Origin of the sequence: Bacteroides uniformis, assembly GCF_025147485.1 — a bacterium.
Taxonomy (GTDB): Bacteria; Bacteroidota; Bacteroidia; order Bacteroidales; family Bacteroidaceae; genus Bacteroides; species Bacteroides uniformis.
Genome location: NZ_CP102263.1, coordinates 1,243,907 through 1,261,378 on the forward strand (window position 1 = coordinate 1,243,907; position 17,472 = coordinate 1,261,378).

A 17,472-nucleotide genomic window follows, 5' to 3' on the forward strand; every position below is an offset into this window, starting at 1 on the left:
ATGTGATTTAGCAAAATTCTTTTTATGGATTACATTTGAGTTCAGCAGACATTAAATAAGTATTATATGGTAGCCACATAGACATAATGAAATAAAGTATATTTCCTTTGAGTGATATGGGGTGAATATAAGAACCATACAATTGTGAATATTGCCAGCCATCGACTAGTTTTTGTGGTTTACTCCATTCCCCTATAATATGATCTGCTGTTCGGAATGAGATATCATAGCGTGTACTATTGAAATAGAGCAATATCCATTTTTTAAATTCTGGATGATAAGCGATGGAAAGTTCTCCAGATATATCATTGAATAATGGAGTGGCTGCAGTTTCATTTCCTTTAATCCATCCACTTCCATTCCAAAATTCGTATTCTGTTTGATTTTCAATATTTTCTTCTAAAAAACGAGCAAGATGAGGCTTATTGTCACGTCCAGTAATTGTACCCACCATATAAATATATCCGTCTTTTTTGAAATAGCTTACTTGACCAAAATTACTTGTTGAACCAAATTTTACATTTTGGCAACGTGTCCAAGTAATTCCATTGTCTGAAGATTTGTAAAGACTTGAAAAGTTAGTTATCCATCCTGCCCAATTACGAATATTCATGTAATGAACATAATCTATGCCATTGGCACGAATGGCTGCTGTGGGAATAGAAGTCCAATCTCCATTACCACTTCCATCTTTACCTCCATAACATATTTCACGAGCATTTTTACCACTTTCATCCATAGTAGCACCATTAATGGTGAGCCCATCAGAAAGATCTTGATCGTCAGAGAAAAGCAAAACATTACTTCTCCAGTTACTCCCATTGGGTCCTGGATTTACAAAATTTGGATAAAAGTCACTACCGAATGTATCGCCGAAAAAAAGTCCATAATGTCCGGGTTGTAATTCCCAAACAATACCTAAATCTGTACCACCTACATTGTATAATTCATTAGTACGATTATTTACTTCAAATTCTACAATAGGTAATCCGTTTGTGCCATTTATTTCAGCACCAGTAATACGGGATACACATTTTAAATTTGAAAATTTTAATTCTCTAGAATAATTGACGATACCTTTATTGACTATCAATTTGGAAATTTCTGATGACTGATTATTATTATCTACTGCAATAAATTCAAAATAAAATGTAGAAGAATCATCCTTTTTTATAATATATTCAAATATATATTCTGGTGATAAATTTGATTTTATATATTTCTCAGAAATATTATTAGTATCGTTAATTTTATTTATTACTAAATAAGCTAGTTGATCGAATTCTTTTATTGATACTTTGATAGATATTATACCATTAATCGCAGTAATTTCATTTTGAGAAAGGTTAACTTCTAAATTATAACTATTTACTTTATCTGTATCCGAATTTTCACAACTTGTAAGCCCCCATATAGAAAGGAGGCTTGCAAGTAATAATACATGTATTCGTATCATGATTTTTTATAATTTTGTAATATGTAATAGCGCTCCTCCATCCCTTGCCAGATTCAGTTCAATGATATCCTTCCTTGTAACTTTCCGCACCAGTCTGTCCAGATTGTTTGGATTCCGCTCCACATCCTCCGCATCGGTATAGATCGTTGCCTGGTAGTCCCCCTCACTAAGGAAGTCCAATTCCAATTTCAGATCCCTTTCCGTACCGTTGTTCAGCGAGCCCACCCACCAGTCCGAACCGCTCCTGCGGGCCACCGTGACATGCTCATTCATCCTTGCCAGCGGAACTCTTATCTCATCCCACGTTCCCGGCACGGTACGGAGCACCTCGAACCCCGGTTGACCTTCATAAGCCTTTGGCGTATCGCACAACGAGGTGAGATGGTTTTCCAAAACCACATACATGGCCAACATATGGCAGCGTGTGCTCATTACATGAGGATTTACATACTGTATCTTGAACTCCGAGCGCGGCAGTGCCCTGAACCCTCCCAGGTGATAGTCCGTCGCTCCCGCCAGCATCCTGGTGAAGGGTATCGCAATGTCATGGTCCGCATTCACCAGCGTGTCCCATTTGCATACTTCATAGTTGAGTGTCCCCTCCCGTGTGAATTCATTCGGATACGTCCTTACCAGTCCGGAAGGCTTGCTCGACCCATGGAACTGTATGAAGAGCCTGTGTCTTGCCGCACATTCCAGTATCTCTTCTTGGATGCGTATCATCTCTTGGTCATTACGGTCCATGAAGTCCACCATGAGTCCTTTTACTCCCCATCCCTCATAGAGCGCAAAGGCTTCTTCGAGTTTGTCGTACAACGGTCTCCAGTGTACCCACAGATGTATGCCAACCCCCTTGCTCCTTGCATATTCCACAATTCTCGGCATGTTCAGGCACGGTATCGGTTTTGTAACGTCCGCATTGGGTCCCGCCCATCCGAAATTGAAGTTGTCATCATAGTACCAAGGAGTCTCCGCATATCCGTAGATTCCATGTGCATCCAAGCCATTGCGTGCTGCAAAATCGATGTAGTACTTGTTTGTATCGAAGTTGTTTCCCGGAGAGAAGGTGCTGTCCGGCACGACATTCCCGTTCCACCATGTGAACGTGGTCCTGCAAGGCTTAATCCATGAAGTGTCTTCAATCCTGCAGGGCTCGTTCAGGCTTGTTAGTATATTCGTCTCCAGCAATCCTCCCACCCGGTCTGCAACGGAGATTACGCGCCACGGTGTGCGGTGCGGGAAACTGTCTGTCTCGACCTTTATCTTCTCCTGCCCGAGTTTTGGCGAGAGCTTTCCCACCAGTCCACCCTTCTCCTTCATCAGGTACATTCCCGCATAGTCCCGTATGGCCGCTTCGGTTATGGCCACTGCCACCCCGTTGTCGAACTCGAATGTGGCGGGCATCTCTATCAGCCTTTTCCTTGCCACCTTGTCATATCTTACATGACTGTATACCCCTTCGTGTGTATTCACATACCCGGGCAGGTACATGAGCAACGCCATCGGGTTTCCTTGCAAGTTGAACTGTGTCCTTTCATCATACATCACGTATGAATCCCATGCTTTCTGTTCCGGAAATTCATATCTGAATGCTATCCCGTCATCGAATGCTCTTACAATTAGGTTCACTGTTCTCTCCTTCCCATTCCTTTCCACCAGGGGCACTGTCATCTCGTTGCAGTAGTTCCTCGCTCTGCGGACCTTCCCCACTACCAGCTCGTAGGCCTCGTCTATTTTCCTCCTTTGTACCTTTCCCGCCTTGAGCCCTGCCCCGAACTCCCCGCTGTCGAACTCGAATCCCAGCCTTGAGTCCTCCAGCAGCTGCTGTTTCCCGTATTTCACGCTGTAGGCCACTTTCTCAGGTGCTATGTCCAACACAAGCTTCAGCTTCCCGTCGGGAGATGCCACAGAGAACTTCTGCTGGGCTGAAGCGGTACCAAGGCAGAATAGGAGGGCACATATAATAAAAAGTTTTCTCATTTTTATAATAATATATTTAGTTAGAAAATACAAGCGGAATTTACATTTTTCAAATTCCGCTTGAAATATGATAGTATTATTTAGGGTTTTGTACTAAATTAGAATTACGTTGTAGCTGATCAAATGGTATTAGCATGAGATTACGTTTTGTATCATTAGTAGGCTGGTGTTCCCACCAAGTACCTTTTGTGAAATTATTATCAAAACGAATAAGTTGACTTCGACGTAAGCCTTCTAATGCAAATTCTACACCAAGTTCTTGAAGAAAACGACCATATTTTACTGGAACTCCATTACAAATTGTGGTAGCTTCTAATTCTGAACCGGTTAATTCATTGGTTGTATCGAAGTTTCTTCTACGTACTTCATTTACTAATTCGGCAGCTTCTTGTGAGCTACCTCCTGTACGGAGTATACATTCAGCTTTCATCATTAATACTTCGGCATATCTCATAATGACATAATCATTATCAGGAGTACCTGTTGCACCTATTTTGATTTCATATTTGCCAAAACGATACCCTTGATACATGGTAGCATCTCCACTAATATTAGTAACATCTTTGGTATAACTGAGCAGCATTTGTGGGTCTCCGCACCAACCATTTGTCCATAATGGAGTACCATCAAGTGCATATTGTTGTCCCATGCGCCATGTTTTTTCTAAACGCTTATCACCTTCTATATAGTTATCAAAGAAAGTAGGAACTCCGACGCACCCACCATCAAGCCAAGTGGCTTGGAGGTTGAAAGTTTGCATTTGAGAATAGTGTAAAGTTTTGCGTGCCCACATATAAATTTGACCACCTGATTTGGTTTCATCGAATGGAATTACAAACATTGTTTCATTACTCAATTCGTTATTTGTAGAAAATGGGAGTGAATAATCTCCGTCTAGTCTATATTTATTAGTAGCAATAATTTCATTGCATAAATTTTCACATTCATTATACATGGGAGTTCCTATCCATGCTTCAGCATTCAAATATAGACGTGCCAAAAGCATTTTTGCGTTCCATTTATTAAAACGTCCATAGGTGTTTAAGACATCTTCACTTAAGTTATTGATATTATTTTTTAATTCCGACTCAACGAATTCAAAAACTTTAGACCGTGGCTCTGTTGCTGGTAAATAACCATCAGGAACATCAAATCGATCAATAATGGGAACATTACCAAAAGCTTCTAGTAGTAAGTAATAATAAAATGCGCGAGCTACTTTTAATTCTGCAATATAATTTTCTTTACCATTCATTTCTATTGTTGAATTTTCAAATTGGTAAAGAACTCTATTAGCACTTGAGACACCTGAATATAATGCATTCCATATATTGTTTAGATGTGCATCTTCTTCCATCCAAGAATGTTGGTGTAAGCGAATATAAATACCTCCATCATACCATAAGCCATGATTTTTAACTGGAGTAACACAAACATCGGTAGTTTCTTCTAAATCCCACCAGTTTGAATGTTCTGTTAAGGTACGCATACTGGAATATATGGGAACCATGGCTGCCAAGAATTCAGATTCAGTTTTATAAAAGTCTTTTTCAGGGATGCTACTAAAAATTTCTTCATCCAAATTGGTACAAGAACTGAATAAAGAGATAACAGCTAAAAATGCACCAGTAATATATTGTTTTTTGAACATTGCTGTAATTTTTTAAGGTTAAAATAAAAGATTTAAGCCAACAGTGAACTGACGTGTAGTGGGATATAACTCGCCTGCACCAGATCCTTCAACACCAGGAGCAAGTCCTTTAATACTAACTTCTGGATCTAGTCCTTTATAACCAGTCATTGTGAGTAAATTATTGCCTGCTACATATAGACGAAGACGTTGAATGACTTTTTGTTTTTTAAGATTAAATGTATAGCCAACACTTATATTATCCAATTTTACATAATCACCATCTTCTACATAATAACTTTGCATAGCAGGAGCACCTTTTACATATGAATTACTACCAAATGGTTTTTCCAATACTGAGCGAGGTAGATTGCCTTCTCCAATACGTGAGGTTGTTTCCCAATGCATACGTTGGCGGTTCAAGACTTGAAAATTGAATGCACCGCGGAACATAACAGATACGTCGAAACCTTTATAGCTTAATGCTAAATTTAGACTTCCATAAGTTGTTGGAATACCATTACCAATAACTTTTTTGTCGCCATCATCAGCATCAGTCAATAATTTGGGTTGACCATCAGCACCATATACCATCCATAAACCATCAGATGTAAGACTATGAGTCTGGAAACCATGGAAATTACCAACGGGATCACCTTCTCTTACTATGTGAGTATGGGTTTGAATTGGTGAACCGGTAGCTCCTTCATACCAATAATCTTTTTGATAAAGTCCATTTGATAAAGAAATGATTTTATTTTTGTTATAGGAAAATGTTCCTGTAATGTCAAAACGTAAATCGCGTGTTTTAATAGGAGTACCACTTAATAACAATTCGATGCCTTGATTTCTAATTTTTCCAACATTTGCCATCATACTTGATACAATGTAAGGTGGAGTTGGTACTTCATAGGTAGAAAGTAGATCTGAAGTTTCACGGTGATAAATATCAATAGAACCAGAAAGTCTATTTTTTAGGAATGAAAAATCAAGTCCCAAATTTAACTCACTCTTCGTTTCCCATTTTAAATCGGGATTAGGATTTTGGTATGGACCTGCACCTTGTGTCCATTTTCCATTAATATATGCATATCCACCATAATTTAACAAATACATGGATAGTAAATTAGATGTGACTTCATTACCTGTAACGCCATAACCTATGCGAACTTTTAAGTCATCTAACCATTGGATATCTTGCATAAAATTCTCTTTGCTAATGCGCCATCCTGCTGATATAGCAGGAAACCAACCCCATTTATGGTTATCTCCAAAGCGTGATGAACCTTCACGGCGTAAACTGGCCATAAACATATACTTTTCATTGTAATTATAAGTCAATCGACCAAAAAATGAAATTAGTTTATGAGTATTTCTATAACTGGTCATAGCTGCCTTATTATCCTTCATATCATTCATAGAACCAATATTCCAAGGTCCAAACATATCTGTTGGAAAATCTTTTGCCCATTGATATATACCTTTAGCATCATCATCTTGGTAACTATAACCTATCATGGCACCTAGATTGTGTAAACCTAATGATTTGGTATAATCACCTACCAATTCTAAATTCTTTTGCATTGTATTATCAGCCCAATTCCAAACATTACCATAATCTCCGTTTACCACAGTAGTCATATGTTTAAATGTATTGCTTTTATTCTCCATGCGATCAAAACGTTGCATAGCTCCCATCACACTTAGATTAAGACCTTCAATTGGTGATAAAGTTATTTTCCCGCTCATCATTAATTGATTGTATCCTTCTACATCATATTCTTCATTAATCATGGCAACCGGATTATAAGGTTTAAGATTTACTTTATATTCCGTATAATTTCCATTTTCATCATAGATAGGGCGGGTAGGATTTTCTAATAAAGCATTTAAATAGGCTGCATACCATGCACGTTGTTGGGTGACATAACTATCATTGATATTGAATTGAAAGCGTAATTTATTATTGAACATATTATGATTTAGACCTATTTTAGCTGTAATAGATTCACGATCTGTATGACGAATGACACCTTCACGTTTGCGATAATCTATGGAAGCTACGTAATTGGATTCAGCGCTACCACCTTTCAAAGAAAGAAAATGATTGTGGCTGATAGCTGTACGACTAATAGCGTCCACCCAATCAGTGGTAGTTCCCTCATCTTGAATACCTGGAAAATCAGGATCATCTGTTAATCTACGATAATCATTGGCTGTTAACATATCAGCATGTTTTGCAAATGTTTCAAATGAGATAGATCCATTATACTCCATGGAAAGTTTAGTCGCTTTAGCACGATTGGTAGTAATTACAATGACACCATTTGTACCACGAGTACCATAAATAGCAGCTGCAGAACCATCTTTTAGCACATCTATAGATTCTATGTCTTCACTTGAAATAGCTGTTAAACTACCACCTGGAATTCCGTCAATAACGATCAATGGACTAGTATTACCAGATAATGAATTAACACCTCGAATAGTCATTTCGAGTCCTAATACAGGATCACCAGTATAATTTGAAAGTTGAAGACCTGCTACTTTTCCTTGAAGGAGTTGTTCGGGACTTTTTACCATCCCGGCAAGAAAATCGTCTTTTTTTACTGATGTAATAGCACTGGTTACTTCACCTTTTTTCATGGAACCATAACCTACCACTACCACATCATCAAGCTGAAATACATCTTCTTCAAGAATGATGTTTAAAAAAGTAGTTTTATCGTTAGTTGGAATGGTGCGAGTAATGTATCCAATATAACTTACTGTTAATGTACTGCCAGGTCTTAATTTTATCTCAAATATTCCGTCAATATTTGTTGAAACTCCATTACTGGTGCCAGTTTCCAATATTGTAACTCCTGGTAATGTGTTGCCTTTTGCATCTTTTACGACACCTTGGAAGTTTTTGGTTTGTGCAATAGCTAATTGACATATGCATAACATATATAATATTGTCATTAGTCGAATTGTATTGGACAAAGTCCTTTTTTGATAAAAATTTAGCATAGATTCAAAGTGATAAAATGTTTAGATAAATAATTATATATTTCTCAGAGTATTTTAAAAAGGTCGTACAATTTCTAGATCGTCTACTGAAGGTAATGTTGGAAATTTAGCATGTGGTTCAGTTTGATACCAAAATACAACAGAAGAAATGTCTGATTTCTGATCGAGATATCGGCCGTCGTTACGCCATCCAAGATCTTGAATTGTAACTTTTAAATCCTTTTCAAAACGGATTGGATCAAGTATGTGCCAACGATACATGCCAAAACGTTGTTGTGAACGATAAACTCCATCTGGGCGAATAATCTGATGTAATCCTGCATAAGGAGTAGTGAATTCTTCATATTGATGCGTCGTTTTATTTTCAAAGTTGTAAGATCCGCAAAAGTAATCTTCTGTACCAGTACCGCAGATTGTCGGAAATTTCTTATCACCATCCATGAAGAATTTAATTTCACCTTCACCCCACCAACCGTTATTATTCACTTGCCAAGCAATATATGTACCAACGTATTGTCCTTTACCTTTAATACCATCAACCAATACATGGTCAGAATTTATATTAGGATTTGAGCGACGGAATTGTGCATGAAAATAAGCTGCATCCTCAGGAACTTCTGTTAAAGTGTAGTTTATTTGGTAATAAACTCTCATTTCATTATTGGGGTCAATGTTTTCCATTGTAATTTTACATTTTTTGCGGAAAGGCATTTGCCAATAACAATTGAACGCACTACCAGGGTTTACACAAACTGCTAATGAACTTAATGGAGAATATAGTCCCCAACCACTGCAGAAAAAATCACCTATAGGGCACTCTACAGAAGGTTCTTTTTCATCATCCCAATAAAAGCGAATAATTGTTTTTCTCCATTCACCTGTTGGTGTCATCCAAATTTGTTGTATAGAACCAGGGCCTTCGATTTCTGCTAAAGTAAAAGTTTCGTTAGGGCCAATGTTTACATAAGGATTGACTTTCCAGCCTTGCCCTAAAGTTTTAGCTGCATGATGTGCATTAGCTTGATTTATTTTTTCTTTATCTGTAATTGGATCAGCCATACCACCTTTACCTTTCTCACCTGTAAAGTTTTCAGGGCTGATGGAACGTGTCTTGGCATTGGATAAGCGATATAAATTACCCATATTCATGTCAAGTCCATTAAAATTTTGAGCGTAAATGCTTATAGTTGCCATACATAAGGCTGCTAAGATAAAAAATTTGATTTTCATGGTTTAAATAAATTAATTGGTTTATATACTTAGTTAATGGTTTCAGCAAGTTTTGCCAGTTCAAGATATTTCTTGTATAGTTTTTCGTAGATGAGGGCTCTTTTCTCATCCGGCCGGTATTCAGCCTCGATGTCCGACCCCATATGCCTTGTCGCCTCATTGATATCCTTGTACACCCCTGCGGCAACTGCCGCGAACATTGCCGCTCCCAAGGCACAGGTCTGTTCCGAGCGGACCACACGGATGGGCATGTCCAGCACGTCCGCCAGCGTCTGCATCACGAAGGGCGCCTTCTTGCTGATACCTCCGATGGCATTGACCGAATCAATGCGCAGCCCCTGGCCCTTCATATGCTCCACAATACGGCGGGAACCGAAGGCGGTGGCTTCCACCAGCGCACGGAATATTTCCGGGGCGCTGGTACCCAGCGTGAGTCCCGCAACGGCACCCTTCACGTTCTGGTCCGCATCGGGGGTACGGCGGCCGTTCATCCAGTCCAGGGCGACAACACCATCCTCGGAGGGTTCCATGTCCTGGACCTCACGGGTGAGTTCCACCAGCATGCCGTCCAGAACTTTCTGCCTGGCCTCCCCTCCGGGGATATCTTTCAGTGTCCATGCCAGCATCTTCCTGAACCAGGCGTAGATGTCTCCGAAAGCCGACTGTCCGGCTTCGAAACCGATGAATCCCGGAAGCACCGAACCGTCCACCTGGCCGCAGATTCCCTTGATACAGCGTCCGCCTACCTCGTCTTTGCCGGCAACCATGATGTCGCAGGTGGATGTTCCCATGATACGTGTCAGTATCCCCGGGGCGACGGATGCGCCTACGGCTCCCATATGGGCGTCCAGCGCCCCCACGGCCACGGCGATTCCTTGGGGAAGTCCAAGCCTGTCTGCCCACTCGGGTGTCAGTTCCCCTGCCTTGGTGTCGCTGGTGTGGGTTTCTGTGAACAGATGGGGGAGCATTTCCTTCAAGGCCGGATTAAGTTCTTCGAGAACTTCGCCGGAAGGAAGACCCCAACAATAGTTAAGAAGTATCTCTTAAGTTGACTTTAAAAGATTGTTTTGAGATTTTATACTATGACAAGTTGTATATATATATAAAATGAGAACAGTAGAAATAGAGTATCTATTTTCTGCTGCTCTCATTAGAGTAATAAGCTATTTAGTAAGTTTTGTAATTTATCCTTTTCTTATTTTTATCCACCTTTTATCCTTTTCTGTTCTATAAATTAAGAACAAAAGAGGGGATAAATAAGGAGGAAAAGAAGTTCTACCCAAAAAGTAGTCCGTTCTTATTTCATAATGTGGTTTATTAATTCTTCCGGTGAAAGAGGTGTGATACCAAAAATATAGCTTTGACCAGACTGAAATGGTTCAGTCAGTTCAAAGTTCTCATAAGCGATACCACCAGGTATCGGAGATTTACTTGCCCAATAAGTATAACGACCATTCACAACTCCTTCTAACTCATTACTTGGATTGGAACAATACCAATATTGCGTTGCTTTTTTACCAGTATATTTCCAATGTGTATGTGTATCTTCAGCATATACAGCTTTTGTAGGGTCTTTCTCATCAGGTGACGCTATAAACCATACACCTCCATTTTTATCTTTTATCATTTCTGCCACTGGAGTATGGTTATGTTCTGTGAAATTAGAATCTTTATAGCTCGGCCATAATTGGCCGGCTTCTTTCGTTTTACCATCTGCGAGATGTAATGTCCTAAGTCTTGCTTTGTTTCCCATAGTAGCTGTGAGTATAAAACGATTTAGCTCATCTGATTCTTCCGTGGTATACGTAGTTAATTCAAACTCATAAGGCTTTCCTTCTGTGAATTTAGTCCGGACATAAATATCCGCACCATTATCAAAAGTTTCACAAAAGAAATACACAGTAAGTGTTTCAACTCCATTTTCCTTTGCTATTACTCCGTGAGCTGGATAATATTGATTTGGGAATGAGGGAGCTTCAGGAGTATTCCCACTCCAAAAACGTTTTCCACGAACATTATCAAGTTGACTCCATTCCAATTCTGAGAGCCCCCTATTATTTTTTGCTTTATCAATTGGTTCAAAAGCAATGAAATTGGTAACAACAAATTCATCATGTTCTAAATAAGGTGTATAGATACGAATTAGCCCACGTGGACCTCCTAATGGAGCAATTCCTATTCGGATACCATTTGCAAATCCCCAAATGGGTTGTGCTTTTGTATTTTGAGCAGGTTGTAACCATATTCCATTTTTTTCCGGAGTTGCTAAAGTTTCCGGAGCTATTTGTAGGTTAGTCTGTCCATAAAGGTAGTGTATTCTGCATGCAAAGAATAAAAGTGTAAATAGAATCTTGGTTTTCATGATTTTAAAAGTTTAAAATTAATTTTTATGTGTCGTTTATGGTAGTTCATATCGTTTTTAGCATGATTTGATACTGCAAATATAAAAACGTTATAACGAATTAGCAAAATAATTTGCAGATTTAATTTTTATGTTTATATTTGCATCGTGAGAATACGATAAGTGCTACTGATTCAAGAGGTAACCTAAAAGTATAATACTATTATATAGCAAAAACGTTACACAAATATATGTCGTCACTAAAAAAAATATCGCTGAAGGATATTGCTGAAGCTGCAGGCGTTTCAACAGCATTGGTTTCGTTCGTTTTGAATGGGAAAAAGAAAGAGTATCGCGTGGGAGAAGAAACTGCCCAACGCATATTGAAAATTGCCAATGAAATGAACTACCAGCCTAATCTTGCGGCCAAAAGTCTTCGTAGTGGCAAAACAAAAACAATAGGATTAGTGGTTTCTGATATTTCCAACCCATTTTTTTCTCAATTAGCGCGTGTATTGGAAGATGAGGCAACCAAACGGGGATATACCGTACTTTTTGGAAGTTCAGATGAGGATAAGGATAAGATGACCCGTGTTGTTAGTAACCTTATTAATAAAGGGGTAGATGGACTCATCATTGTTCCTTGTGACAATTCTGAGAAATCCATCGCTTCACTTGTGAACAATAATATCCCTATTGTTTTGTTCGACCGCTATTTTCCGGAAATCAATGTCAGCTATGTGGCGTTGAATAACTTCAATGCTTCCTATATATCAACCAAACATCTTTTGAATGCAGGCTATAACGCTCCTTGTATGGTGGCTTATGATGTCAACCTTATCCATATGAAAGAGCGTATCCGTGGTTATAAAAAGGCTATGGATGAAGCCGGTAAGAGAAACTTGGCTAACGTGGTCTTTTTGAGGCAGGATGCTCCCAGAAAGTCCGCAGACCGTTTGTTGCCTAAAATGATTGATGGCGGTGTAGACGCTTTTCTTTTTGCCACCAACATGATTTCATTGGCTTGTTTATATACAATAAAGGACATGGGAGAGGGAATTATTGGTAAAATAGGTTTAGTGGGTTTTGACGGTAATCCGGTATTTGACTTTTTTGATGCCCCTATATCCTATATTCAGCAGCCTATAGATGTTTTAGTACAGAAAGCACTTGAAATACTGATAGATATCATTATTAACGGTAATACAGTGCAGTCTGTGCTTGCCGAGGGAGAATTTATTGAAATGGCTCCTTAGGAGAGCTGTTTTTTTTACATGATAGCTTAATCGATTTAGTTAATTTTTATATTAATCTCAATAAAATCAGTTGAACCATGAGAAATTCAAGATTAATCGGTGGAAAGCCGAAAATTGGTATCAGACCTATTATTGACGGTCGTCGTGGAGGTATCCGTGAGTCATTGGAGGATATGACTATGGCCATGGCCCATAAAGTGGCCGAGCTTTATTCTTCTGTCTTACGTCATAGTGACGGCACTTCCGTAGAGTGCGTCATTGCAGATACAACTATTGGTGGAGTCGCTGAAGCTGCCATGGCGGCTGAAAAATTCCGTAATAGTGGAGTCGGTGTTGTACTTTCTGTAACTCCTTGCTGGTGTTATGGATTCGAAACTATTGATATGGACGGAGAAATGCCAAAAGCCATCTGGGGCTTTAATGGTACAGAACGTCCGGGTGCGGTTTACCTGGCTTCAGCATTGGCAAGCCATACACAGAAGGGATTGCCTACTTTTGGCATTTACGGACGTGATGTACAGGAGGTGACCAATATGGAGATACCGGAAGATGTACAGGAAAAATTGTTGCGTTTTGCCCGTGCAGGTATAGCTGTGGCTACAATGAAGGGGAAATCCTATCTTTCAATCGGCAGTGTATCCATGGGCATTGCAGGCTCTATTCCCAATCCTGATTTCTTCCAAGAGTATTTGGGCATGCGTAATGAGTATGTGGATGCCAGTGAGATAGAACGTCGTGTCCAGTTGGGCATTTATGACCATGAAGAGTTCGCACGTGCCATGGCATGGACAGAAAAGTATTGCAAGAGTAATGAAGGGACAGACTTTAATCCGGAACATCTGGTATATTCCCGTGAAGAGAAAGATGCCCGTTGGGAATACGTGGTAAAAATGACTCTTATTTTCCGTGATATGATGATTGGCAATCCCAAATTGGCTGAAATGGGGTTCAAGGAAGAGTCAATGGGACACAATGCGATTGCTGCGGGTTTCCAGGGACAGCGCCAGTGGACGGATTATAAGCCTGACGGTGATTTTTCAGAAGCTATACTGAATACTTCTTTCGATTGGAACGGTATCCGTGAAGCATTTACTTTCGCTACGGAAAATGATACGTTGAATTGTACTTCAATGCTCTTCAATCATCTATTGACCAATACTGCACAGATATTTGCGGATGTGCGTACTTATTGGAGTCCGAATGCCATAGAACGGGTAACGGGTAAGAAATTGGAAGGTAAGGCGGCAAACGGTTTCATTCACCTGATCAACTCCGGCTCTTGTACGCTTGATGGAACAGGCTGTCAGACACGTGACAATAAACCGGTAATGAAGCCTTTCTGGGAAATTACGGAAGAGGAAGTGGAAGCTTGTCTTTCTGTAACCAAGTGGCATCCGGCCAGTCGCGAATATATGCGTGGCGGTGGTTATTCTTCCCAGTTCCTGACTCGTGGTGAAATGCCGGTAACAATGTGCCGTTTGAATCTCGTAAAAGGTCAAGGTCCGGTATTGCAGATTGCCGAAGGCTGGACAGTAAATTTGGATAAGGATGTTTTCAAGGCTATCAATGAACGTACTGACCGTACATGGCCTTCCACTTTCTTCGCTCCACGTCTGACAGGTAAGGGGTATTTCCGTGATGTATATACTGTTATGAATAACTGGGGGGCTAATCATGGCGCTATCAGTTATGGTCATATCGGTGCTGACTTGATTACTCTGGCTTCCATGCTTCGTATCCCGGTATGCATGCACAATGTTTCTGAGGAAAATATTTTCCGTCCCAGTGCATGGACCGCTTTTGGCGAGGATATGGAAGGCAGTGACTATAGAGCTTGCAAGAATTATGGACCTCTCTATAAATAAAGGAAACAGGCGTTATGTTGAAATCAACCAAACTGAAAAACACTCTGCTGGTAGGTGCAACTGCAATACTTGTATCATGCGGCGGACAAAAAGAAATCAAGATGGGAAGTTATGCTTATGATGCCCAGTTCTTAAAGGACCACGGCATTGAATATACTGAATTGGTATCTGCTGATGGGAATTCTAAAGTGATGGTTATTCCTGCATGGCAAGGCCGTGTAATGACTACTTCTGCTTCCGGCGATGAAGGTGATAGTTACGGCTGGATTAATTATCGTTTCATAAATGAAGGCAAAGTCAGTTCTCAATTTAATCCGGTAGGAGGTGAGGAACGCTTCTGGCTTGGTCCGGAAGGTGGTCCGTTCTCACTTTATTTTAAGGAAGGACAAGAGCAGGTTTATGATAATTGGATAGTTCCTCCGGTACTTGATACTGAAGCTTTTGACATAAAGTCGCAAGACAACAGTAGTATCCGTTTTGTGAAAGATACTCGTTTGACAAATGCTTCCGGTACTACTTTTGATATGAATATTGACCGTACTGTATCGTTGATGGATGCTGGTGAAGTGGCTGCCGATTTTAATATCCAGCTTACAAATGATATGAAAATTGTAGCTTACAAGAGTGAGAATAAGATTACCAATACAGGTGACAAGGCATGGACAAAAGAGGGTGGTCTTGTATCTGTGTGGATGCTCGGCTGTTTTAATCCTACACCGACCACTACTGTATTCATTCCTTATAAGCAAGATGCGGAAGGAACAATTGTGAATGATGAATATTTCGGTAAGATACCGGCGGATAGGCTGATAAAGGAAAATGGTATTATCTATTTCAAGATTGACGGGCTCTATCGTTCCAAGCTGGGATTGCCGGCTTCACGGGCAACGGATATTTGCGGAAGTTATGATTCATCGAAAGGCGTACTCACAATCCTGTGGTGTAGTCTTCCCGAAACTCCTTCAGTCTACGTAAATGGCCAATGGGGACCTCAGGAAGATCCGTTTGCCGGCGATGTAATCAACTCTTATAATGACGGTCCGGTAGAAGACGGTTCTATAATGGGACCTTTCTATGAAATTGAAACGTCTTCTCCTGGTGCGGAGCTGGCTCCCGGTGCCTCATTGGTCCATACGCAAAAGGTGATTCATGTACAAGGTAAGGATGAACAATTGGTTCCTATCGTGCAAGATTTATTTGGAGCAGATTTGAATGTAATAAAAACAAAGTTTCAATAGGGTAACTATATAATGGAGAATTCGTATGGAATCAAATAAAATAATACCGAAAGGAATCCTCTTCCCATTCATTCTGCTCACTACTCTTTTCTTTGCCTGGGCTGTGCCGAATAATCTGACAGATACTATGCTTGCAGCTTTCAAGCGCATCATGAGTATGAGTGATTCAAAAACAGCTTGGATACAGGTAGTGTGCTATTTGTTGGGATATGGATGTTGTGCTGTTCCCGGTGCCTTGTTTATCAAGAAATACACTTATAAATCAGGCGTGATGCTGGGGCTTGGTCTATATGCATTTGGGGCTTTACTGTTCTATCCTGCCATGCTTAGCTCGGGAGTGAATGTTGATTTCAGCTTCTTTATGTATCTGCTGGCAATCTTTGTTCTCTTTGCCGGACTTTCAGTTCTGGAGACGTCTACTAATTCTTATGTATTGGCAATCGGTCCTGAAAGTACCGCGACACGCCGTTTGAATCTGTCTCAGGCCTTCAATCCGTTCGGAGCGATTACGGGAGTGGTGATCAGTCAGATTTTCATCCTCTCACAACTGAATGGAATGACAGCGACAGAGCGTGCCCAACTTCCGGCTGAGGAGCTGGCCGCCATCCAGGGGCAGGAATTGAATGCTGTTACTACTGCTTATGTGGTACTTGGTCTGGTGATGTTGGTGCTCTTACTTGCTATTCGGCTTACCAAAATGCCTAATCTTAGTGAAAAAGGTGAAAAAATAGAGTTTGGTGCCACTCTTCGTCGTCTTATAAAGAATAAGAATTATGTATGGGGTGTAATAGCACAATTTTTCAATATTGGTGCACAGATAGCCGTATGGTCATTCGTGATCCGTTATGCTATGGTACAGCTGAATTTTGACGGTGTATTGGCTTCTTTAGGAGATTCTGCTTCTGCAGATGCTGTTGTAAATGCATTACGGGGAGTGGAACCGGTAGCTGCCGCATTCTATAATTGTTGTGAATGGCTTGGATTGAATGATTTGCTGCCACGTACGGCAGAACAGGCTGCAGCTACTTACTATATCATGTCACTTATTCTCTTTGTAGTAATGAGATTCGTATGTACTGCCATGATGAAATATGTGAAAGCTTATAAACTCTTGATAGGACTTGCGCTTCTTGCTGTAATGTGTTGTTTGGGTGCCATGTTCGGCAAGGGCAGTTTCGGCGTCTATTGCCTGATGGGCATTTCTGGTTGTATGTCATTGATGTTCCCGACCATTTATGGTTTTGGTCTTACAGGTTTGGGGGATGACACTAAGATTGGAGGTTCATTCATGGTAATGGCTATTGCCGGTGCTGCCGTTCTGACCCAAATTCAGGGTATTGTCTCCGACCAGACGGGTAGTATTATGGCTGCATATGTTGTACCGGCCGTTGCTTTTGCAGTGATTGCCTATTATGGGCTTTTCATTGCAAGAAAACAAGAGTTAACAACCAAATAATGCTTTAG

Annotated in this window: 11 protein-coding genes; 4 read left to right on the forward strand and 7 right to left on the reverse strand. The window is 40.2% G+C overall.

Going from position 1 to position 17,472, the window contains the following annotated elements; translation table 11 throughout:
* Positions 1-22: 22 nt before the first annotated feature.
* From NQ510_RS04790 to NQ510_RS04820, 7 genes are all read right to left on the reverse strand, one after another.
* Complete coding sequence (locus NQ510_RS04790; RefSeq protein WP_005825193.1) at positions 23-1,456, reverse strand: DUF4185 domain-containing protein; 1,434 nt, start codon at positions 1,454-1,456, stop codon at positions 23-25.
* A 6-nt stretch (positions 1,457-1,462) separates the two neighbouring features.
* Positions 1,463-3,436 carry a glycoside hydrolase family 97 protein gene (locus NQ510_RS04795; RefSeq protein WP_117652920.1) on the reverse strand — a complete coding sequence of 658 codons (1,974 nt, stop codon included), beginning with the start codon at positions 3,434-3,436 and terminating at the stop codon, positions 1,463-1,465.
* Positions 3,437-3,512: 76 nt separating this feature from the next.
* A complete protein-coding gene (locus NQ510_RS04800) occupies positions 3,513-5,087 on the reverse strand; it encodes a RagB/SusD family nutrient uptake outer membrane protein (RefSeq protein ID WP_005824689.1) in 1,575 nt (524 codons plus the stop codon).
* 18 nt (positions 5,088-5,105) lie between these two features.
* On the reverse strand, positions 5,106-8,030 hold the full coding sequence (locus tag NQ510_RS04805; protein WP_229031968.1) for a SusC/RagA family TonB-linked outer membrane protein: 2,925 nt from the start codon (positions 8,028-8,030) through the stop codon (positions 5,106-5,108).
* A 102-nt stretch (positions 8,031-8,132) separates the two neighbouring features.
* Positions 8,133-9,308 (reverse strand): glycoside hydrolase family 172 protein, encoded by a 1,176-nt coding sequence (locus NQ510_RS04810; RefSeq protein ID WP_005824687.1) that lies wholly within the window; start codon positions 9,306-9,308, stop codon positions 8,133-8,135.
* A gap of 29 nt (positions 9,309-9,337) precedes the next feature.
* Positions 9,338-10,276 (reverse strand): FGGY-family carbohydrate kinase, encoded by a 939-nt coding sequence (locus NQ510_RS04815; RefSeq protein ID WP_081030281.1) that lies wholly within the window; start codon positions 10,274-10,276, stop codon positions 9,338-9,340.
* 329 nt (positions 10,277-10,605) lie between these two features.
* Positions 10,606-11,670 carry a hypothetical protein gene (locus NQ510_RS04820; protein ID WP_005824685.1) on the reverse strand — a complete coding sequence of 355 codons (1,065 nt, stop codon included), beginning with the start codon at positions 11,668-11,670 and terminating at the stop codon, positions 10,606-10,608.
* Positions 11,671-11,900: 230 nt separating this feature from the next.
* Here NQ510_RS04820 and NQ510_RS04825 point away from each other — a divergent pair, with 230 nt between their 5' ends.
* From NQ510_RS04825 to fucP, 4 genes are all read left to right on the forward strand, one after another.
* Positions 11,901-12,905 carry a LacI family DNA-binding transcriptional regulator gene (locus tag NQ510_RS04825; RefSeq protein WP_005824684.1) on the forward strand — a complete coding sequence of 335 codons (1,005 nt, stop codon included), beginning with the start codon at positions 11,901-11,903 and terminating at the stop codon, positions 12,903-12,905.
* Positions 12,906-12,982: 77 nt separating this feature from the next.
* Positions 12,983-14,770 carry an L-fucose isomerase gene (locus tag NQ510_RS04830; RefSeq protein ID WP_005824683.1) on the forward strand — a complete coding sequence of 596 codons (1,788 nt, stop codon included), beginning with the start codon at positions 12,983-12,985 and terminating at the stop codon, positions 14,768-14,770.
* A 14-nt stretch (positions 14,771-14,784) separates the two neighbouring features.
* Positions 14,785-16,008, forward strand: coding sequence for a DUF6786 family protein (locus NQ510_RS04835; RefSeq protein ID WP_005824682.1), 1,224 nt, complete (start codon positions 14,785-14,787; stop codon positions 16,006-16,008).
* A 25-nt stretch (positions 16,009-16,033) separates the two neighbouring features.
* Positions 16,034-17,464, forward strand: coding sequence for an L-fucose:H+ symporter permease (fucP, locus tag NQ510_RS04840; RefSeq protein ID WP_005824680.1), 1,431 nt, complete (start codon positions 16,034-16,036; stop codon positions 17,462-17,464).
* Positions 17,465-17,472 lie beyond the last annotated feature (8 nt).